The following is a 21,951-nucleotide window of genomic DNA, read 5'->3' on the forward strand; positions in this document are numbered from 1 at the left end:
AGGAGACGTTATGTTTGCTAATCAACGATCGCCAAAACAGAAACCGGCAAAATCGTCGGGAAACAAAAAGCACAATCAAATCCCATTGTCGCTCACCTGATGTATCATTCACCGAACAAGACCTCGCTTCGCGGGGTCTTTTTACGACAATATTGAATAAGACGATAGCGAATAAGACGATAGCGAAAGAATAGCATGACAACTTCCTCCTCCACCCACGTGATCATCGCCGGTGCCAGCGGCCTTGTCGGTTCATGTGCACTCCACCAGTTATTGGCAACGCCTGCGATTGATGGCGTGTACGCGCTCACGCGAAAACCCTTAGCGAGCCATGAAAAACTCACCGCAATATGCGATAGCGAACTTGGCATCAAGCAGTGGGATGAGCAGCACATTGCGCCCAATTATGGCGTGATTGCGCTGGGCACAACACGCAAACAAGCAGGTTCTCAAGCCGGATTAGAAGCGGTCGATTACCACTTGGTTTGCCAGGTTGCTCAAACCATGAAAACCATCGGTGTAAAACGTTTGGCGGTGGTGTCGAGCTATGGCGCGCACCCACGCTCGCGATCTCATTACCTACGCTGCAAGGGCAAGATGGAAGAAGCCATTCGCCAAATGGGCTTTGAACACGTCACGTTTGTTCGCCCCGGCCCGTTGGTGGGTGAACGTCAGGTCGTCAGACCCGATGAAATTTGGTTGCAACGCGTGATGAAAATCGGGCAATACCTACTGTGGGGCACACTGAAAAACCTGATCCCGATTCGCGCCGAAGCGGTCGCCCAAGCGCTGCTCTACAATGTATTTGATCGCCGCGCTCCGGCCGTATCCGTTTTGCACACCACCGACATGCAGCGTCTGCTGAAGAATTATCACTGAAACGAATATTTCACCATCGAATCGACAATAATTTGTACAACACCCTGCATTCATAACGTTTCGTTCTAAATAATGCTGTTTTTATATTTTCTATTCAGCATATGAAACGTTATGGTGCTCCCTAGATATATTCCTACTTTTTCGATATCGCGGACGGTTTCCCGCCAAGTCGATATCCACCCGTTTTAAGGATTCTCAATTATGTCAGTTGCAGCTATCGCATCGATTGCGGTATTTGTCGGCATTCTGTTCTTCTTATTTGGACAACAGAAAAAAGCCTACACCCTTTCTCGTCTTGTGTTGCTCGGTTTAGTGCTGGGCAGTGCGTTCGGTTTAGCACTTCAGCTTATCTTTGGTGAAGGCAGCTATGTCATCGGTGAAACCCTATCTTGGGTCGCGATTGTCGGCAATGGTTACGTTGGCCTGCTGAAAATGGTTATCATGCCGTTGGTCTTGGTGTCGATGATTTCTGCCGTGGTGAAGCTGGATAAAAACGGGTCACTGGGTAAAATTTCCGGCCTAACGATTGCCATTTTGCTGTTGACCACCGCCATTGCAGCGCTGATCGGTATTCTGGTCACCCAAGCATTTGGCCTAACGTCTGCGGGCCTGACGGAAGGTGCGCGTGAAACCGCTCGCATTGCCGTGCTGCAAAGCCGCGCGTCTACCGTCGCTGACCTGACCATTCCGCAAATGCTGCTGAGCTTTATTCCTACTAACCCATTTGCAGATTTGACCGGTTCACGTTCAACATCAATCATCGCCGTGGTGATCTTCGGCGTGCTCGTTGGCATTGCTGCTCGCAAAGTGATGATTGAAAAAGAGCAACTAGAAGCACCTATCCGCACGTTTGTCGACGCGATTCAATCGATCGTCATGCGTTTGGTGAAAATGATCATGGCGCTGACGCCTTACGGTATCGCTGCGCTGATGGCAAAAGTGGTCGCAACCTCAAGCGCTGCTGACATCCTGAACCTGCTGGGCTTTATCGTGGCGTCGTACGTTGCCATCGCCCTGATGTTTGTCGTTCACGGCGTACTGGTGTCATTTGTGGGCGTGAATCCAAAAACTTACTTCCAGAAAGTTTGGCCTGTACTGACGTTCGCGTTCACCTCGCGCAGCTCAGCGGCAACCATTCCACTGAACGTGGAAGCGCAAATCACCAAACTGAACGTGTCACCAGCGATCGCGAACCTGTCAGCATCCTTTGGTGCAACGATTGGTCAGAACGGTTGTGCAGGCATCTACCCTGCGATGCTGGCTGTGATGGTTGCACCCACCATGGGCATCAACCCGCTGGACATTCAGTTCATTCTGTCACTGATTGCCATCATCGCGATCAGCTCATTTGGTATCGCGGGTGTCGGCGGTGGCGCTACTTTCGCAGCTCTGATTGTGCTGCCAGCCATGGGCCTACCGGTCACGATTGCTGCGCTGCTCATCTCGATCGAGCCATTGATTGATATGGCACGTACCGCGCTCAACGTGTCCGGTTCAATGACTGCAGGCACCATCACCAGCCGCATTTTGAACCAAACTGCCGAGAATTCAGCAGACGCAGAAGCCGCGCAAGAAGCAACGGCCTAAGCCGCCATCATGAATCATCCAAAGCCGACGCTCAAACGTCGGCTTTTTTGTTGCATCACTGACCGAACATAGCCTGCCGCCGGGTTTCGAGATTGCCATGTCCAGTGCGGAATGTTCTAATAACCGTTCAATAATTTTTAAATCAGCGACTTGGTAAACAAACATGCAGCAACAGCAGCCCACTTATTTTTTCTTTGACTATGAGACGTGGGGCACCAGCCCGGCCAAAGACCGTCCGAGTCAGTTTGCTGGTGTGCGCACAGACATGGAGTTCAATATCATCGGTGAGCCGTTGGTGATTTACTGCCAATTGCCATCGGATTACCTGCCGGCGCCAGAAGCCGCGCTGATTACTGGCATCATTCCGCAAAAAGCAATGGCGCAAGGGCTGCCTGAGCCCGAATTCATCGCCAAAATTCACGCCGAGTTATCGACACCAAACACCACAAGCCTTGGGTACAACAGCATTCGTTTTGATGATGAAGTCACCCGCTACACCTGTTATCGCAACTTCCTTGACCCGTATGCTTGGAGCTGGCAAAACGGCAACTCCCGCTGGGATTTACTGGATGTGATGCGAGCATGCCACGCATTGCGCCCGGAAGGTGTGGTGTGGCCAGAAAACGACGAAGGGTTTACCAGCTTCAAACTGGAGCATTTGTCAAAAGCCAACGGCATTGAGCACGAAAATGCGCACGATGCGATGGCCGATGTGATTGCGACGATTGAACTGGCGAAAAAAGTCAAAGCCGCGCAACCCAAGCTGTTTGAGTATTTCTTCTCGATGCGTCATAAACGCAAGCTCAATGAGCTGATTGATATTGTCAACATGACGCCGCTGATGCATGTCTCTGGCATGCTGGGCCGTGAATGCCAATACACCAGTTGGATTGTGCCGATTGCTTGGCACCCGACCAACCAAAACGCGGTCATTGTGGTGGATTTAGCCAAAGACCCGCAGCCGCTGCTCGATTTGGATGTGGAATCACTGCACGCGCGTTTATACACTCGTCATGACGATTTAGCGCCGGATGAATTGCCTGTGCCCGTCAAGCTGGTTCATCTCAACAAGTGTCCGATTCTGGCTCCAGCAAAAACGCTCACCGCCGAAAATGCCGCCACCATCGGCATCGACCGCGAACTGTGCTTGGCCAACTTGGCACGCATTCGTCAGTCTCCCGATATTCGCGAAAAACTGGCGGCGCTGTTTAGCATTGAGCGCGAATTTGAAGCCTCGAATGATGTGGATACGCAGCTCTATGACGGATTCTTCTCCCCTGCAGATAAAGCTGCGATGGAAATTATTCGTTCTACGAACCCTGAACTGCTCGGTGAGTTGGATATCACGTTCAGCGACAAACGCATTGACCCCCTGCTGTTTCGTTACCGCGCGCGCAACTTCCCGTGGACGCTCGACGACGAAGAGCAACGCCGCTGGGCGAACCATTGTCGCGATTACTACGAAACACATCTGCCCGATTACATGTTGAACCTGGAAAATCTGGTGCATGAACATGAAAGTGATGAAAAGAAAATCGCGATTCTCAAATCCGTTTACCAATACGTAGAGAAGCTAGCCTCTTAGTTTCTGAGTTTATTTGATTGCAATTACGGCTGACATTCTCATGGTAAAAACCATCGCACAATATGTGGTCTCAATCGGGTTGATCTTCCTGTGCCTGCTGGCCGGTGTGAACCTGCAAAGCTGGCTCGGCGTGTCCGTTCCTGGCAGCATCATCGGCATGCTGATTCTGTTCTCCTTGTTGGCAAGTGGCCTCGTTCCCGTGGAATGGGTCAAGCCCGGAGCCAATCTGTTCATTCGCTACATGGTGCTGCTGTTTGTGCCGGTCAGTGTGGGCTTGATGGCACATTTTGATATGTTGGTCGCCAATGCGTGGACCATCATTGCCAGCGCCATTGGCGGCACCACTTTGGTGATTGTCACGCTTGGTGTCTGCTTGGATCGTTTTCTCAAGCGAGGTAAGAAATCATGTGGTTGATTGTCACCCTCATCGTCTTTTTCTTCGCTCGTTGGGTGGCGAAGAAAGGCAATTCACCGTTCTTGAATCCTTTGCTGATTTGTATCGCGATCATCATTCCGGTGCTGATGTACCTGAAGGTGCCGTTTGAAACCTACTATGCCGACAACAAATGGTTGAGCGACTTGCTACAACCCGCCGTGGTGGCACTCGCCTATCCACTGTATGAGCAACTGCCTCAGATCCGTGCCAACTGGCGTTTGGTGATGTTGGCCTGTGGCGTGGGCAGTGTGATGTCGATGTTGACCGCCAGCTTGATCGCGGTGAGCATGAAAGCTGAAATCAGCTTGATCGCCGCCTTGATGGGCAAATCCGTCACCACACCGATTGCCATGGAAGTCGCCAGTAACCTTGGCGGTGAGCCAGCGGTGGCCGCCATTCTGGTACTCATGGTTGGTTTGTTTGGCGCGATTCTCGCCTACCCCATTTACAAAGTGCTCAACGTGACACACCCGATTGCTCGCGGCCTGACGATGGGCACCGTGTCCCACGCATTAGGCACCGCCAGCTGCACAGAAAGAGACCCGCGCGATGCGGCCTTCAGTTCTCTGGCGCTGGTGCTGTGCGGCGTCATCACCTCGATTCTCGCACCAAGCCTATTTGGATTCGCGATCTGGCTCTCCGCCCTCTAAACTCATGGAAACTTTGTGGCCTCTGTCGATGATCGTGACGCGATCATCGACGGACTTCACTCTTTCGCCTTGTGCAATCGATGACATGTGTGACATCACTCTAATTATGAAAACTGAAATGTCGTTGCATTCATTTATGTGACAAAAATCTCAGTAAAGCTGCATCGGTTGCCTAAAATGAAGTTCAATACATTATTAAGGATTCTTTATGAAAAGCCGTATTGAACAGGCGCTAGCGGGCATGCCGAAGCCAATCGCAGAGTTTCTGACTCCGATCACCTTGGCTGATGATTTTGACGCTACCCTTTCTCCCGACCAGTTCAACCAACTGCTTTCCATTTCGGAAATGAGTGATGCTGATCTGCGTGTGACTTTGCTTCCTTTGGCAGCGGCCTACGCCTATGTGCCTATCTCCAAGTTTTATGTCGGCGCCATCGTGCGTGGCCTGTCGGGTCGCCTCTACTTCGGCGGCAACATGGAGTTTTCTGGGGTGCAACTGGGTCAAACCATTCACGCTGAACAAGCGGCCATCAGCCATGCTTGGATGAAGGGCGAAGAAGGTTTGGCGGATATTACCGTTAACTACAGCCCATGTGGTCACTGCCGTCAGTTCATGAATGAATTGAACACATCGAAAACGCTGTCAATTCAACTGCCACAACGTGAAGAAAAGTCGTTGCAATACTACCTGCCAGAATCGTTTGGCCCAGCAGATTTAGGCATTGAATCGGCGCTGATGGCCAACGTCAATCATGGCAAAACCAGCGACGATGAAGAACCATTGGTGCAGCAAGCACTAGTTGCCCTGAACCGCAGCCACGCGCCATACACCGCCAACCTGAGCGGCGTAGCGCTGCAAACCACCAGCGGTCAGCAATATCTGGGTGCGTACGCAGAAAATGCGGCGTTCAACCCAAGCTTGCCCCCATTGCAAGTGGCTTTGATTCAATTGCGCATGGCGGGTGAAACATTCGACACCATCGAAAGTGCCGCGCTGGCTGAAATGGCCGAAGGCAGCATCAGTCACTTGGCCGATACCCAATCCACACTGGAAGCCATTAATCCGGACATTCCACTGTCGTATCTGTCACTGTAACGCTCGGTGCCTCAAAGAATGATCTCCACGAAAAAGCCAGACGCAGTCTGGCTTTTTCTTTTCGCTCTTACCTTTTTGCCGACGTTTCTTCGCCATTTCCCATCAACGTTCCCTCTTTCAATGACGAAACGTTTCCAGCGCCAGCGCTGCATCCATCGGTTTGTAGAAGTAATAGCCTTGAATTTCATCCACGTTCCACACGTTGAGCTTTCTCAGCTGTGACGCGTTCTCAACCCCTTCGGCCACCGTGGTTAAGCCGAGTTCTTGTGACATGTTGATGATATTGCGAATCAGCGATTTGGCTTTCTCATTGGTGTCTAAACCATCGATGTACGACTTATCCAGTTTGACAATATCCAGTGGAAAATTACACAACGAACTGAACGATGAGTAACCCGTACCAAAATCATCCAGCGCCAATTGAACGCCAAGCGCTTTAATGGCGTCCATGCGCTGCTGCGTCTCTTCTTCAACCCCCATCAGAATGCTTTCCGTCAGCTCTAGCACCAATTGACCGGCTTCAAGTTGATACTGCGCGATCACGTTGCGCAGCGTATCAACCAAACTGCTGTGGTAAAAATGCGGGCTGGAGATGTTGACGTGAATACTCACCATCTGTTTGTTATGGCCTTGCGCTTGTTGAAACGTTTGCAAAAATGCACACGCTTGGTCAAGTATTTGCTCGCCGAGTTCCACTATCAGTTTTCGCTGTTCGGCCAGTGGCACAAACACAGCAGGCGACACCATCCCAAATTGCGAATGTTTCCAGCGCGCCAAGGCTTCAAAGCCAACTAACTGGCCGGATGCGGCTTTCACAATCGGTTGATAATGAGCAATGATTTCGCGATTTTTCAGCGCAGCCACGATGTCGCGATTGAGGATCTGCACTTCTTGGGTTTGCTCAAACTGTTCTGGCGTCACGACGTTCAACGAATGTGTCACCGACGACGAGCGATTCATGACGGTGTAGTAACCACAATGGACGATATTTTCAAAGTTCTCAAAATCGATGGAAGACGTCAGCAACGCGCCTTTGAGCCCAAGGTCGAGCTCCATCTCCGCCAAACTGATCTTCGCGCGATACGCTGACAGAATGTGGCTGCCCATCGACTCCACGCGATTCAGCGGGCCAGTGCAGCAGACGATAAACTCATGTTCACTGATCCGCCCTACATCTTCACGGCTGAAATAACGCTTCAAACTGTCGGCGATGTGGCGCACACACGCATCGTAGAGTTCATGACCATACACTTCATCAATCTCTTTGAGCCGGGTCGCGTTAAAGTAGATGACTGAAAATTCAAGCCCTTCGGACTGATGACGAAACAGGCGGCGAACACAATGAATGAGTGTGGGACGATTGAGTAAGCCGGAAATTGGATCGTATTGCGTCAGCGTTTGAATCAATTCCGCCTGCTGCTTTTGCTCACTGATATCTTGCACTGCCAACATCACCGAAGACGTGTCGCCATCTTGCAGAATCGTGGCTTCTATCGAGCAGGCAATTTCTGTCATGTCAGATCGCAGCATCATGGCTTCGAATGTGTTTTGCCCCTTGTCGAGCATCGCGAAAAACTGCTCCACCGCGCAATCGGCATTGCTGGTGCCGCAAATCGCCTCCAGCGTTTTGCCAATCAAGGTGTCACGTGAGTAGCCGAGTAACTCCAATGTGGCCGGATTGACATCCACTATGACTTTTTCATTCAGCAAAATCATGCCCACCGACTGGCCATGATAAAGCGCTTCAAACTTTTGCAACGTCGCCTTCAACTGATCTTGCGCTTGATTGGACGAACGCGCCAGCGACTCTACCAACTGAGTAATGCGTTCAAACTCATCTTGGCGAGTGTCCGATTGCAATGGCACGCTGCCGAGCAGCGCCTCGATATTTTGTTCAAAATGGGTAAAGCGTTTGCCTACTTTGTCTTTAAACAACCAATACACGACCGCCGAAATCAACGATGTCACTACCAATAGGCGGAGGATCATATAGAAAAAAACATATTCACCTTTCTGGTAGTACAAGCGCGGCTCCCACGTTTTGAGGATCGCCACTTCGCTGCCACTCAAATCTCGAATCGACGCGTAGTGAACCAATTCGTCATCGGTTCTAAGTATCGAATGGGGGTTGTCGTCGACCCCAAAGGCTTCATGCACGCCAGAGATGACGTTGGGATCGGTCAGCAGTTGGCTCTGTGCCATCAATAATTCTTGATACAACGCGGGGAAAGAACGCGTGAACAGTTGTCCCCAGAGCATCCAACCCACGGTCTCAGATTCGCCATTGCTGTCACGAACGGGGGTGATGGTGATGATCCAGACTTGTTGGTTCACTTTGACCAGCCCCGCTTCGCTGCGTTTTTGGCTGTCTAAGCGTGTCGACATATGCTGCAGAAACGCATGCAAACTTGGTGTGGCAAGCAGAGCGGGCACATCGACGTGCTCATCGTCGCTGCGACGCAATGTGGCAACGGATGTGTAATCGGGCCGCATAAAGACCATCAGATCGATGGTCAACGCATCGAGCGATTCCTGCGATAAATTTCGATCAATATACTCGGGATTGTCATCAATCAGCAGACGGTAGGTTTCGTCCCAGTAAGCCCAATCATACGAGTTCTTTTCTTGACGACTCACCAACGACTGAATCACCGCCTGCGCTTGGTCGCTGGCGCGGTGAATCTCCATATCTTCAAGTTCATTGAGACTAAACAGGAAAAAGTAACGGGTGACAAATAGGCAGCTCAATAGGACGGCCATGATACCCAATGAGAACAGCAGCACCGTTTTCGTGTGCAGTTTGACTAAGCGAAAGCGAGACATCTCAGTCCTCTGAATGTTAGCAATGGCTAAATGTTAGTAATGGCTAAAATTCTAATCGTTAATATATCGAATTGAAATGATTCACGCCGCGTTTCTATTGTTCGAGCATCAAAACGCGATGAGATGCGCTGCTCATCCGATTCAAATGCTGTCTTGGCGTGCTTTCGCGACATATGGCAGCACAGCCCACCACGCACCGTGGGCTACGCAGATTAAAAACCGTATAAAAAGTTGAGGTTGATTGAACGAAGCTCCATGTCGATGCCATCAAACGTGTCGTCGTAGAACATGCGGTACTCCACATCCAAAATGAACGGCGTGCGGTTTTTGATACGCATGCCCACGCCGTAGGTAAAGTCCGTGCCGTGTTCGTCAAACCCATCTTTGGCAAGCAAACTCAGCCCTGCCACCGCGTAAAAGTTGAAGTATTCATGAATGGGTAAGATACCGCGCGCCAACAACGACGCTTGCGTATCGTAGAGATCATCGTGTCGAGAGACGCGAAACAGTTCACGCCCTTCAATGGCAAAATATTTGATCGGTTGATAACCGAACACTAACCCGAGTGAGGTCACGTCCGCTTTGTCTTCCGAGACAATGTCGTAACTCTCACTTTCCAATTCGGTAAAACTCGCGCCAAGCCCGATGTAAAACCGATCAAAGTTATCGGTGCTGGCCACACTGCCACTGCTGACGACAACAAGCCCTAATCCGATTGCTACGAAGGATGATTTCATACGCTGATTCCTTATTGTTGTAGTAATCAAAAGCTTAGTTGAGCGACACCGTTAATCGACTTCTTATCCCTGACTTTGATTGCACTTTTTGGCGATAGCCCATGGTTGCCAACGACACGCCTCGGCGCCACACGCTGCACGAATCCCCCATCGAATCCGTGACGCTGGTGAAAAACCCTGCTAATTTGAACACCTTATGTGGCGTAACTTAGGTAAGGACACCGATGTTTGAACAGGTCGTGAGTATTCTTTTTCCCGTGATGGCTCTGGTGTGCGTGGGTTATGCGATTGGGCGTTGGCTCAAACCCGATTTTCGCCCTATCAACCGCATCAACATGGATACGTTTCTGCCCGCCTTGGTGTTCTCTTCACTGGCGACCATGCCATTAGACACTGCGCAACTGCCGCTGATTTACGCTTCACTCATTGCAGTGTTGGTGCCCGGATTACTGATGATCCCACTGTGTAAAATCGGCGGCTGGAACTTTAAAGCATGGGCGCCGCTGCATATGTTTCGCAACAGCGGTAACCTCGCCATTCCGCTGTTTACTTATACATTTGGGGAAACCGCGCTCGCTTCGGCGGTGTTGCTGTTTGTGGTTTCCGCGTGCTTGCACATCAGCTTGGGGCTTGCGCTGCTCAGTAAAGGCGGGTCATTTCGTCAGATTTTCACTGCGCCTGTATTCATCGCGACCGTGATTGCCATGCTGTTTAACTTATCAGGCACGCCCGTATGGACGCCACTTTACGAAGCAACCACCCTGCTGGGCCAAGCGGCGGTTCCCGTGATGCTGCTGTCGTTGGGCGCTCAGATGACCAACATGCGACTGTCGGGTTTACGGGTTGGCTTGATCTCAACTGCGCAATCACTCGCCACCGGCGCCGTCGCATTTACCCTCATCTACATCTTGATTCCTTTGCCCACCATGCAGTTGCAAATGATGGTGCTGTTTACCATGTTGCCTCCTGCGGTCATGAACTATCTGTTCGCCGAACGGTTTCATATTGAGCCAACCAATGTGGCGTCCATGGTGCTGTTTGGCAACTTCTTGTGCGTTGTGACCCTCCCCCTGCTGCTGATCTTTGCGCTGTCGCTGGAAAGCGGTGTTATGTAAAGATAAGTCAACCCAAGTAAAACAAGATAAAGTCGATTCCGTCTTTTCATTGACCGATCTAATCTATACCCACAACAAATGAAAGGACTTAGATCATGAAAACAATTGCGTTCATTATCAGTTTGTTATGGATACCCAATGTCTTGTTCACCTGGGATCCAGAGGCAAACTTTTTCTATTGGCGTCACCAACTAATCCTGCTGACTGGTGCGATCGGGTTTGCCTACATGGCCGTTGCGATGGTGTTGGCGATGCGGTTGCCCAAAGTGGAAGAGTTTGTCAACGGACTCGACAAAGGCTACGCCATTCATAAACAGATGGGGATCGGCGCGCTCGTGGCCCTAGTAGCGCACTGGATCATGATTGAATCTCCTAAGTGGCTCATCAGCCTTGGCCTGTTAGCCGCACCGCAACGTCGTGCACGGTTAGGGCAAGCCATCGAGGGCATTAACTGGATGCATTGGGGGAAAGTCGTCGGCGAATACAGCTTTTATGTGTTCGTTATCTTCGTCGCGATTAGCCTATTTCAAGCCATCAGTTACCGCCGTTTTCGTTTCACTCACAAACTAGCAGGCGCGATTTTCCTCGCCGGTGCATTCCACTCGGTGGCCGTGCTGGATTATCAATGGAGTGCCGCGACCTTAAACACGCTGGTTTGGGTTTGCGCGGCAGTCGGTTCACTGTGCGCCGTGCTGTCACTCAGCGGCCAAATTGGTCGCCGTCGCAAAGTGAATGGGCGGGTGTCATTGGTGCAACACGTGGTGGATGACAGCAATGATTATCGCGTGCTGCATATTGGCATCACGTTGGATAAGCCGTTGGATTACCGTGCAGGTCAATTCGCTTACCTCGACTTTCACGATGGCGAAGCGCCTCACCCCTTCTCTATCTTGAAGTACGATGCGTTCACCCAACACGTTGAATTTGCGATGAAAGATCTGGGCGATTATACCCATCACCTGTTCACCACCCTGCAACAAGGGCATGCGGTCACCGTCGAAGGGGGTTACGGACGCTTCCAAGTCCCTGCCGACGTGCAACAAGTGTGGGTGGGTGCCGGAATCGGGATTGTGCCGTTTGTCGCGTGGTTACAACACCTGACACAACAACCGCATTCATCAGGACGTCATATTGAATTGTTCTACTGCCGTGATAACAACAAACAGCAGTATTTCGTCAAACTCTTGGAGCGCTTCGTCAGCAACTTGCCGAACGTGAACCTGCACGTCTACACCTCGGCCAACAACGAACGATTGTGTGCCGAACGCGTGGCAGAGCACCTCAACCTCACACAGGCGAGTGTCAGTTTCTGTGGCCCAGCAGGCTTTGCTTCCAGCTTGAAAAATCAATTGATTGGCATGGGGTTACCGCAACAAAACTTTCATTCCGAACGGTTTGCGATGCGTTAATTTTGCTCACGACGCGCCTAGCGCAAACGTTTGCTTTTTTAGCAAATTCCAGTATGATTGCCGCTGTTTTTACTCAGGGTATTCCCAGTATCGCTGTGATACTGGGAATCGATGCATGACTATAAGGATTTTCGCTCTATGTTGGGGACTGCGACTCGAAACAGTGCTAAACGCGTGCTGTTGCTTGGCTCTGGTGAACTTGGTAAAGAAGTGGCGATTGAGTGCCAACGTTTAGGCTTGGAAGTGATTGCCTGCGATCGTTATGAACATGCGCCAGCGATGCAAGTCGCGCACCGCAGCCATGTATTCGATATGCTCGATGCAAACGCATTGCAACAGGTGATTGATTTAGAAAAACCGCATTACGTGGTACCTGAAATTGAAGCGATCGCCACCAGCAAACTGGTGGAGCTGGAAGCGCAAGGGTTGAACGTGGTTCCCACGGCAAACGCGACGCGTCTCACCATGAACCGTGAAGGCATCCGTCGCCTCGCGTCTGAAGAACTTTCTCTGCCGACGTCCCCATATCAGTTTGCTGACAACTATGACGATTTCGTCGCGGCGGTTGAATTCGTCGGGATTCCTTGTGTATGTAAGCCGGTCATGAGCTCATCGGGCAAAGGCCAGAGCGTGATCAAGACCGCGGAAGATGTAGAAAAAGCGTGGCAATACGCGCAAGAAGGTGGCCGCACAGGCGCTGGCCGTGTGATTGTTGAAGGCTTTATCGATTTTGATTACGAAATTACGCTGCTGACCGTGCGCGCGGTCGATGGCGTTCATTTCTGCGCGCCAATCGGACACCGTCAAGAAGACGGGGATTACCGTGAATCTTGGCAGCCACAAGCGATGTCAGAAAATGCACTCAAAGCAGCGGAATACGTGGCAGAACAAATCGTCAACGCACTGGGCGGCTATGGTTTGTTTGGTGTTGAGCTGTTTGTTAAAGGCGACCAAGTGATCTTCAACGAAGTCTCCCCTCGCCCTCACGACACCGGCATGGTGACGTTGGTCTCTCAAGATGTATCAGAGTTCGCACTGCATGTGCGTGCATTTAGCGGCTTACCGATTGGCGAAATCACGCAATACGGCCCTGCTGCGTCCGCGGCGATTCTTGGTCAAGGCACCTCAAGCGATATTCAGTTCTCCGGTTTAGACGATGCGTTGTGTGTCCCGAACTCGCAAATCCGCCTGTTCGGCAAACCCGAAATCAACGGTCGCCGCCGCCTAGGTGTGGCGCTGTCTCGAGGGAAAACCACCACTGAAGCAACAACTCGCGCGATTGAATGCGCCAAAGCAGTGAAGATCCACTACTGAGTGTCCGTGGTATCAGAAAACACAAAGCGCGCCATTGAGCGCGCTTTTTTGTCACGTGATGAAGCGATCAGTCGTTGACGAGTTGACTCACAGTATCCGCAACATTCTGCGCACCGTGTCGAATCTCGTCGATGAGCGCTTGGGTCGCTTGCAATTGTTGATTGCATTCAATGACCTTGCGCTGAATTTCCGTCATGGTTTGCTCTGACACTTGGGTCAATTCGCTGTTCCGTTTCACGATGTTGCCAATTTCATCCGTCGCGTGCGATGTGTTCGCCGCCAGTTTACGCACTTCATCGGCCACCACTGCAAACCCACGGCCATATTCACCGGCTCTTGCCGCTTCAATCGCAGCGTTTAATGCCAACAAATTGGTTTGGTCAGCAATGGTCGAAATGGTGGTGACGATTTGCGATATTTGCTGTGACTGTTCGGTCAGTTTCTCCATCAACGACGACGCTTGCTCTACCGAGCCGTCAATCTGGTTCGCCACATCCGCGGCGACATCTAAGGTTTTCGCGCCATCATTGGCAATGTCCAACGTTTCAAGCGACGTGCGCTGCGCCACCTTCGACGCCTGTTGAATCGCCTGTAAATGATGAATACGTGCTGTGATTTCACTAGCGAATTTCACCACCCGCACCACATTGCCCTGCTGATCTTTGATCGGGTTGTAGGTGGCTTCCAACCAAATCACATCACCATTCCGATTGCGACGTTCAAACAGTCCGGATTTAAATTCACCACGAGCCAATGATGGCCAAAAATCGGGATTGTTCTGCATGAACGCCTCACTGCAAAATAGGCGATGGTGCTGGCCTTGAATCTCACGCAGTGAGTACCCCACGCAGCGACAGAAATTATCATTGGCATTGAGGATCTGCCCCTGCGGGGTGAATTCGATGTACGCCAACGACGTTTTTAGTGCTTCAAAAATGGCGGCTTGGCTATCGAGCTGCAATTTTTCTTCGGTGACATCGCTGGCCACTTTGACCACTTTCACCACGCGGCCCTGTTCATCGACCACCGGCACGTACGTGGCTTCAATCCAGATGTCTTGACCATCTTTACGCACGCGGCGAAACGTCCCGTGTTGCGGGTTGCCCTGCGCCAATTCACGCCAAAAATTCTGATACGATGCCGATGAGGTCAGTTGCTTATCACAAAAAAGACGGTGGTGCTGGCCTTGCACTTCGTCAAGCGAGTATCCCATCGCGCTGAGAAACAGTTCGTTGGCCGTGAGAATACGGCCATCACTGGAAAATTCGATATACGGTACGCGATGTTTAATCGCATTGAGCACCATACTGGCAGAGCGCATGGCGTCGAGTTGAGCTTGGTGATTCTGTTCTTGTTTACGGCTGCTAAAAAGAAACATACTAGGACCTCATGGTATTGCGGGAGAGCCCGCCACAATCGGAAAATTTGAGATGATTTGCAGCATTCTTCATGCACTGCTTATTTTTCAACCTAGCGAAAAGGTGCCATATCGTACAGCATCTTGGCACCTTTACAATCTTTGATTAGACCTTTTACTCCATTCGTGAGCCACAGGTTCAGCTTTCAATCAACCAAACTTCTTCGGCAAAACGACTGAGGCCTTTTTTGGCGCGTTTCGGATGCTGTGCGTTGGCTTCATCACGCAGTAAACGACGCACCGAAAACCCACTAAACAAGCGCTTCACTTCCTCTTCATTCACACTAAACGGTGGGCCACTCAGCTCTTGCTGATCGTAATCGAGGGTGACCAAAAGAATCCGTGCACCCGGATTGAGCAGAGATTTCAGACGAGCCACGTAATCCGCGCGCATCCCTTCCGGCAAGGCAATCAGTGCCGCGCGATCATAAACAATGTCGACCGGTTGCAGCGGCGCCGTGAAGTAATCCCCGGTGTAAATTGACAGCTCATCGAACTGATACAGCTCATGCAGGCCGTTAATCTGCGTCACAATTGGAGTATAGAAGTGTTCCGCAAAAAAGGCGCGCACCGCAATCGGGCTGAGTTCCACCCCTTGCACATCGTCATGTTTTTCCGCCAACCAAATGAGGTCTTCGCTTTTACCACACAACGGCACCAAAACGCGTTCATCGCGTTTTGGCTGTGTTTCGTGCCAGTGATCGCTGAGCAATGTGTTCACATCGGTCAAGTGAAAGCCAATTTGGTTTGAGGCCCATTTCGCGTGCCAAAATTCTGGATCGTTCATTCGTCATCTCTGAAGTCATGGAAGCGCGATAGGGTAACGAATTCTGGTTAAATTCGGTAGCCAGTTTTTAACACTCGGTCAGCGTTTTGTGAAAGACACACTTCCTTACACTCTCAAAAGGAACTGTTTATTCGGCTAATAGTCTGAATAACCGAGCATTGTCATGTGACAGACCACACACTCTGCACATTTGTCGTTGGGATGCGATTGAGTTTAACGTTTTCAACCCAACATCTTTATTGAAGAGAATGCTTCGTTTGCACACTGTTATGGCCCTTCTGATTGCCAATTTTGACCTAACAGCGCAAGCTAAGGAGAGTGAATGAGCCTATTCTTACGAACGACGGCACTGATGCTTCTGGTTCTGAGCCGAGCGCCTGCTTTTGCGGCCGCTCTGCCTTTTGATACCACGTCGGAAGACAACCGAGGTGAATCGCAAAATCAAGTCAGTTCAAAGCTTTTCAAACATAGCCTCAGCGGCCTTTACGGCATTCAAACCACGCAAAACAGCGTTCTGCAGCCTTATCAGGATTTCGACATCCTCTACAGCAAGGCGCATCAAGCCCAGTGTGAACTGGAAACTTTGTGCAAAAGTACCGCACTACTCACATCCACCCACGCCTACTTTTCTGGCGTAAAATCACACCACCGCGCCTTGGAAAAAATCGAATTGGAATTGAATGGTCAACCGGAACGCATTACCGATTTAGCGCGCGCCACGATCATCGCCGACGATGTGCCGAGCTTGGTTGACGCCTATGAGGCCCTGAGCCGCGAAGCGACGGTGATGAAGGTGAAAAACCGCTTTAAATCACCAGCGGAATCAGGTTATCGCGACTTGAACGTGCTGGTTCAATTGCCAAAAACCGGCATCATTGCCGAAGTACAATTTCACTTGAAAGCGATTGCCGATGTGAAAAGTGGCCCAGAGCATGACCTTTATAAACAGATTCAGAACATTGAGCGCACCGCAGGTCGTGACCAGCGCGCACTCAACGATTGGGAGATGGCTAAAATTCAGAAGATTCGCCGCGAGTCACAAGATCTCTACCAGCAGGCATGGCAGCCTTACATCACCACACACATTCAAGCCGCATAAGCCAGATATGAAAAGACCACGCGAAAGCGTGGTCTAATGCTCGGTCTTTTTACGACTTTTTAATGTTCTCGACTCGGGCTTTTAGTTTTTGCCCTGGGCGGAACGTTACGACACGTCGAGCGGTGATCGGAATATCTTCACCCGTTTTTGGATTTCGACCCGGACGTTCGTTTTTGTCTCGCAGATCAAAATTACCAAAACCGGAGAGTTTTACCTGTTCGCCACCTTCGAGTGCTTTGCGAATTTCTTCAAAAAACACTTCAACCGTTTCCTTGGCATCCCGTTTACTAAACCCTAGTTTTTCAAACAGGTTCTCAGCCAAATCGGCCTTTGTGAGCGCCATAAAACTTCCCTCAAAGCTATGTTAAACCTTGCTGTGCAACGACAGCACCAAAGCAATTTTTGCTTAGCCAATCAAAGACATAATTGGCATCACCTGAAAAGTGTATGCCAAGCTTATGATTTTCGCCAACTTTTTTATTGAGACCAACCAAAATCTCACCACAAAAAGAGACGTTCATCGCGCGCTTAGCCGCAAAACTTGTCTTCACATTTAAAGAAAAACTACTGATATTTTAGTTACTTATACTAATTCACCCAAAATATTTAGAGCTTCTCTCTAATTACAGCGTAGGAAAAAATTTTCGTTACGCCAAAAAATTTTTTTAAATTTATCTGTAAATCAGGTGGTTGCTCCAAATGATGCGCCAACCGATGGGGCAAATGCAAGTCATTCGGAATAAAAAAAGCAGGCTCTCGAGCCTGCTTTTTCACACAATTTGCAACCATTAGTCGCGCAGTGTGGCACCAAATTTCGCGGAGACATGAGCCACAATGGCTTCAACCGCACCGGCGATATCAGCATCTTCCAGCGTACGTTCAGCGGATTGTAGCGTCAGAGCAATTGCCAAGCTCTTCTTACCATCCTCAACGCCTTTGCCCACGTAAACGTCAAACAGTTTGGCGTCTTTTAGGAATTCGCCGCCCTGCTCCAGACACGCTTTCACGATGTCACCAGATGCCACCGCGTCGTCAACCACAACCGCGATATCGCGACGGTTTGATGGGAACTTAGACAGTGCAACCGCTTCTGGGATCACTTTGGTGTTGATCGCCGACCATTCGATTTCAAACACGATGGTACGACCGTTCAGACCAAATTTACGCTCAAGCTCTGGGTGAACCGTACCGATCACACCGATCGTTTTGCCATCCAGAACAATCGCAGCGGATTGGCCTGGGTGCAGCGCTGGGTGTTTTGCCGCAGCGAAGCTGTATGCTTTGCCGTTCGCAGTCAGTTCCAGAATCGCTTCCACGTCGCCTTTCAAGTCAAAGAAATCAACGGTTGCGGTTTCCAGGTTCCAGTGCTCTTCACCACGAGTTCCTGAAATCACGCCCGCCAACATCGGCTCTTGGCGCATGCCGTTTTCAGCCGCTTGATCCGGAATGAAACGCAGACCTTGTTCGAACAGACGCACGCGTGGTTGCTGACGTTTTTGGTTGTGAACCACTGTGTTCAGCAGACCTTGAATCAGGCTCAAACGCATCGCAGACATGTCTGCTGAAATTGGGTTTGGCAGAATCAAAGGCTCAACATCTGGCACGATCAGTTTTTGCTGTTCTGGCTCTACGAAGCTGTATGTGATGGCTTCGTGGTAACCACGGTCAACCAGCAGATCACGAACGCGTTTCAGAGGCAGGTTTGCTTCTTTGTGCAGGTTCATGTTCAGTGCAGCCGCCGGCGCTTGGTTTGGAATGTTGTCGTAACCGTAGATACGGCCAACTTCTTCCACCAAATCTTGCTCGATAGCGATATCAAAACGCCAAGTTGGCGCTGTCGCTGTCCAGCCTTCCGCTGTGGTTTCAACGCTCATGCCTAGACGTTGCAGGATTTCAACCACGTCCGCATCCGCGATGTGGTGACCCAGCAGGTTGTCTAGTTTCGTGCGGCGCAGAGCCACGGTGTTTGGTTTTGGCAGATCCGCATCAGATTCAGCCGCCACAACTGGTGCAACGTCACCACCACAAATATCAACCAGCAGTTGTGTTGCACGTTCCATCGCAGCGTGTTGCAGTGCGTAATCCACACCACGTTCGTAACGCATGGAAGAATCGGTGTGCAGACCGTAGCTGCGTGCGCGGCCACGGATATGGTCCGGAGCGAAGAATGCACATTCCAACAGCACGTCTTTGGTTTCAGTGCTCACACCTGAGTGCTCGCCACCAAAGATGCCCGCAATCGCCAGCGCTTTGTTGTGGTCAGCAATGATCAGTGTGTCGGCATTGAGTTCCGCTTCGTTGCCGTCTAGCAGCGTCAGTTTCTCGCCTTGCTCTGCCAGACGCACCACGATGCCGCCTTCGATCTTCGCCAGATCAAATGCGTGCATTGGCTGGCCTTGCTCAAGCATCACGTAGTTGGTGATGTCAACGATTGGGTCGATGGAACGAATGCCACAACGACGCAGTTTTTCTTGCATCCACAATGGCGTTTGCGCTTGAACATTGACGTTCTTCACAATGCGACCCAAGTAGCGAGGACACGCCGCTGGTGCTTTCACTTCAATCGAAATGTTCGCATCAATCGTGGGTGCAACAGGTGAAACGGCAGGCTCAGCCACATCCGCGCGGTTGAGTACGCCCACTTCACGCGCCATACCACGCAGGCTGAAACAGTCGGCGCGGTTTGAGGTTAGGTCAACATCGATGGTGACGTCATTCAACGCCAGGAATTCACGGAAGTCAGTACCGATCACGGCATCTTCCGCGAGTTCCATGATGCCGTTGGATTCAACATCAATACCCAGTTCAGAGAAAGAACACAGCATGCCGTGAGAAGGCTGGCCACGTAGTTTCGCTTTTTTGATTTTGAAATCGCCTGGCAGTACAGCGCCAACCGTCGCAACCGCGACTTTGAGGCCCTGACGGCAGTTTGGCGCGCCACACACGATGTCGAGCAGTTCTTCTTCGCCCACATCCACTTTGGTTACACGCAGTTTGTCGGCATCTGGGTGCTGACCACATTCCACAACGTGGCCCACTTTCACGCCAGTAAAAGTGCCCGCAACCGGAAGGACATCGTCAACTTCCAAGCCGGCCATCGTAATTTGGTGAGTAAGCTCGTCCGTGGTAACCGCAGGGTTAACCCACTCACGAAGCCAAGATTCGCTGAATTTCATTGTGATTAAACCTCTGGATTACTTGAACTGTTTTAGGAAACGAAGGTCGTTTTCGAAGAACGCACGCAAGTCGTTCACACCGTAACGAAGCATGGTCAGACGCTCAACGCCCATACCGAATGCGAAACCAGAGTATTTTTCAGGGTCGATACCCACACTGCGCAGTACATTTGGATGCACCATACCGCAGCCCAGTACTTCCAGCCATTTACCGTTCTTACCTTTCACATCCACTTCTGCTGAAGGCTCAGTGAATGGGAAGTAAGATGGACGGAAACGCACTTCCAGATCTTCTTCAAAGAAGTTGCAAAGGAAGTCGTGCAGGATGCCTTTTAGCTGTGCGAAGTTGACGTTTTCGTCAACCAGCATGCCTTCCACTTGGTGGAACATTGGCGTGTGTGTTTGGTCGTAGTCGTTACGGTAAACACGGCCAGGTGCGATGAAACGCAGCGGCGGCTGGTTCTCTTCCATGGTACGGATCTGTACGCCAGACGTGTGAGTACGCAGCATCAACTTTGGATTAAAGAAGAAGGTATCGTGGTCAGTACGTGCTGGATGATCGTCAGCGATGTTCAACGCATCGAAGTTATGGAAATCATCTTCGATTTCAGGACCAGACTCAACGGTAAAGCCCAGTTCGCCAAAGAAGCTTTCAATACGCTCGATCGTACGGGTGACTGGGTGCAGACCACCGTTCTCGATACGACGACCAGGCAGGGTCACGTCGATGGTTTCTGCCGCCAGCTTCGCTTCCAGCTCTGCACGTTGCAGGCTGTCTTTACGCGCAGCAATGGCTTTTTGAACCGTTTCTTTTGCGACGTTGATTTCCTGACCAGCAGTGCGGCGCTCTTCTGGTGGAAGTTTGCCTAGGCTTTGCAGCTGAGCCGTCAGCTCACCTTTTTTGCCCAGGTACTGAACACGCACTTCATCCAGTGCGACTAACGACTCTGCAGCATTAATGGCTGCGGTCGCGTTAGCAATAATCTCTTGTAGATGTTGCATCGTTTCCTCGTCTGCTGATGAGCAGTTTCCTTAAGGAGCCCAAAAGGGTGACCTTGGTGCCCTTTTGGGGTACCGATAGGCTGACCATAAGGGATTCTTGGGGTTTTTCAAATAGCTGTACATAGTAACGAAAGCTGCTGTCAAAGCCAAATTGAAATCGGCCTGAATCACACTTTCAACCGCAGGAAAAGGCGCTTTCGTTTATTTGTTAAACAGCCGAATTTGACCCTCCGATTATTTTTCGCCAGCTATCACTTTTGGTTATGGTGATTAGTGAATATTTTGATTTCTGTTTATACTCATCCCCACGTAAGGTGACGACTCCATCTTCATCATTTCTCGAGGTCGACATGAACACACACATCCAGCCCATCTGCGCAGACGACGATCCCATCATCTGCACGATCATCAAAAGCGTCGGCGCTGAATTTGGCGCAATTGGCGACGGTTTCGGCCCATCCGATGATGAAGTACTGGCAATGAGCCAGCATTATGTGGCCCAAAATCGCAGTGGCTATTGGGTTGCAACGCTGGGCGGCAAGATCGTCGGCGGTGGCGGCATCGCGCCATTCAACGGTAGTGATTCCGTCTGCGAACTCAAAAAGCTATTCCTGCTGCCGGAAAGTCGTGGTCATGGTTTGGGCAAGACGCTGGCCACACAATGCCTCGCCTTTGCCAAGCACCAAGGGTTTACGCACTGTTACCTCGATACACTGTCGAATATGAGTACCGCAGTGCGTTTGTATGAGAGTTTGGGGTTTGAGCATTTACCCTCGGCGATGCCCGGCACCGAACACAACGGCTGCGATGTGTGGATGCTGAAAACGCTGTAAGGACAC

General features: G+C 50.8%; 18 protein-coding genes and 1 pseudogene. 11 read left to right on the plus strand and 8 right to left on the minus strand.

The features are described from left to right. Positions 1-195: 195 nt before the first annotated feature. The 6 genes from VFA_RS07910 to cdd all read left to right on the plus strand — a co-directional run bounded on the left by VFA_RS07910 (position 196) and on the right by cdd (position 6,233). On the plus strand, positions 196-879 hold the full coding sequence (locus tag VFA_RS07910; RefSeq protein ID WP_004726193.1) for an NAD(P)H-binding protein: 684 nt from the start codon (positions 196-198) through the stop codon (positions 877-879). Positions 880-1,080: 201 nt separating this feature from the next. Continuing rightward, entirely contained in the window at positions 1,081-2,466 is a 1,386-nt protein-coding gene (locus tag VFA_RS07915) for an L-cystine transporter (RefSeq protein WP_004726194.1), read from the plus strand. A 163-nt stretch (positions 2,467-2,629) separates the two neighbouring features. Beyond that, the gene (gene sbcB / locus VFA_RS07920) at positions 2,630-4,051 is read left to right on the plus strand and encodes an exodeoxyribonuclease I (RefSeq protein WP_004726195.1); all 1,422 of its coding nucleotides are present in this window, start codon (positions 2,630-2,632) and stop codon (positions 4,049-4,051) included. A gap of 40 nt (positions 4,052-4,091) precedes the next feature. Then, complete coding sequence (locus tag VFA_RS07925) at positions 4,092-4,466, plus strand: CidA/LrgA family protein (RefSeq protein ID WP_004726196.1); 375 nt, start codon at positions 4,092-4,094, stop codon at positions 4,464-4,466. Then, a complete protein-coding gene (locus VFA_RS07930; RefSeq protein WP_004726197.1) occupies positions 4,457-5,137 on the plus strand; it encodes an LrgB family protein in 681 nt (226 codons plus the stop codon). The genes VFA_RS07925 and VFA_RS07930 overlap by 10 nt, the downstream gene beginning before the upstream one ends. A gap of 208 nt (positions 5,138-5,345) precedes the next feature. Continuing rightward, a complete protein-coding gene (cdd, locus tag VFA_RS07935; protein ID WP_004726199.1) occupies positions 5,346-6,233 on the plus strand; it encodes a cytidine deaminase in 888 nt (295 codons plus the stop codon). Positions 6,234-6,350: 117 nt separating this feature from the next. On the opposite strand, the gene VFA_RS07940 is transcribed toward cdd, so the two are convergent. Both VFA_RS07940 and VFA_RS07945 read right to left on the minus strand, forming a co-directional pair. Next, on the minus strand, positions 6,351-9,056 hold the full coding sequence (locus tag VFA_RS07940) for a bifunctional diguanylate cyclase/phosphodiesterase (RefSeq protein ID WP_004726200.1): 2,706 nt from the start codon (positions 9,054-9,056) through the stop codon (positions 6,351-6,353). 212 nt (positions 9,057-9,268) lie between these two features. Beyond that, the gene (locus tag VFA_RS07945) at positions 9,269-9,793 is read right to left on the minus strand and encodes an outer membrane beta-barrel protein (protein ID WP_004726201.1); all 525 of its coding nucleotides are present in this window, start codon (positions 9,791-9,793) and stop codon (positions 9,269-9,271) included. 224 nt (positions 9,794-10,017) lie between these two features. On the opposite strand from VFA_RS07945, the gene VFA_RS07950 reads away from it, so the two are divergent. The 3 genes from VFA_RS07950 (at position 10,018) to purT (ending at position 13,631) form a co-directional block, all read left to right on the plus strand. Then, positions 10,018-10,908, plus strand: a complete 891-nt coding sequence (locus tag VFA_RS07950; RefSeq protein ID WP_004726202.1) for an AEC family transporter — start codon at positions 10,018-10,020, stop codon at positions 10,906-10,908. A 95-nt stretch (positions 10,909-11,003) separates the two neighbouring features. Continuing rightward, positions 11,004-12,317, plus strand: a complete 1,314-nt coding sequence (locus tag VFA_RS07955) for a ferredoxin reductase family protein (RefSeq protein ID WP_004726203.1) — start codon at positions 11,004-11,006, stop codon at positions 12,315-12,317. Positions 12,318-12,455: 138 nt separating this feature from the next. Then, positions 12,456-13,631 carry a formate-dependent phosphoribosylglycinamide formyltransferase gene (gene purT, locus VFA_RS07960; protein WP_004726204.1) on the plus strand — a complete coding sequence of 392 codons (1,176 nt, stop codon included), beginning with the start codon at positions 12,456-12,458 and terminating at the stop codon, positions 13,629-13,631. 67 nt (positions 13,632-13,698) lie between these two features. Here purT and VFA_RS24280 read toward each other — a convergent pair whose 3' ends face one another. The 3 genes and pseudogenes from VFA_RS24280 to VFA_RS07970 form a co-directional block, all read right to left on the minus strand. Continuing rightward, positions 13,699-14,268, minus strand: a complete 570-nt coding sequence (locus VFA_RS24280) for a methyl-accepting chemotaxis protein (protein WP_260677939.1) — start codon at positions 14,266-14,268, stop codon at positions 13,699-13,701. Next, positions 14,242-15,009 (minus strand): annotated as a pseudogene (locus tag VFA_RS24285) (PAS domain-containing protein); the annotation flags it as partial. The pseudogene VFA_RS24285 and the gene VFA_RS24280, both read right to left, overlap by 27 nt. Before the next feature lie 178 nt (positions 15,010-15,187). Further along, on the minus strand, positions 15,188-15,835 hold the full coding sequence (locus tag VFA_RS07970) for a thiopurine S-methyltransferase (protein WP_004726206.1): 648 nt from the start codon (positions 15,833-15,835) through the stop codon (positions 15,188-15,190). 322 nt (positions 15,836-16,157) lie between these two features. Between VFA_RS07970 and VFA_RS07975 the strand changes: the two genes are divergently transcribed. Continuing rightward, on the plus strand, positions 16,158-16,934 hold the full coding sequence (locus VFA_RS07975; protein WP_004726207.1) for a nucleotidyltransferase family protein: 777 nt from the start codon (positions 16,158-16,160) through the stop codon (positions 16,932-16,934). Between the two features lie 49 nt (positions 16,935-16,983). Here VFA_RS07975 and ihfA read toward each other — a convergent pair whose 3' ends face one another. From ihfA to pheS, 3 genes are all read right to left on the minus strand, one after another. Further along, positions 16,984-17,277, minus strand: a complete 294-nt coding sequence (ihfA, locus tag VFA_RS07980; protein ID WP_004726208.1) for an integration host factor subunit alpha — start codon at positions 17,275-17,277, stop codon at positions 16,984-16,986. A 445-nt stretch (positions 17,278-17,722) separates the two neighbouring features. Then, a complete protein-coding gene (pheT, locus tag VFA_RS07985) occupies positions 17,723-20,110 on the minus strand; it encodes a phenylalanine--tRNA ligase subunit beta (RefSeq protein ID WP_004726209.1) in 2,388 nt (795 codons plus the stop codon). 18 nt (positions 20,111-20,128) lie between these two features. Beyond that, positions 20,129-21,112, minus strand: a complete 984-nt coding sequence (gene pheS, locus VFA_RS07990) for a phenylalanine--tRNA ligase subunit alpha (RefSeq protein WP_004726210.1) — start codon at positions 21,110-21,112, stop codon at positions 20,129-20,131. 350 nt (positions 21,113-21,462) lie between these two features. Here pheS and VFA_RS07995 point away from each other — a divergent pair, with 350 nt between their 5' ends. Then, positions 21,463-21,945 carry a GNAT family N-acetyltransferase gene (locus VFA_RS07995; protein ID WP_004726211.1) on the plus strand — a complete coding sequence of 161 codons (483 nt, stop codon included), beginning with the start codon at positions 21,463-21,465 and terminating at the stop codon, positions 21,943-21,945. The last annotated feature ends 6 nt before the right edge of the window (positions 21,946-21,951 follow it).

This window comes from Vibrio furnissii CIP 102972 (assembly GCF_000176175.1).
Lineage (GTDB): Bacteria > Pseudomonadota > Gammaproteobacteria > Enterobacterales > Vibrionaceae > Vibrio > Vibrio furnissii.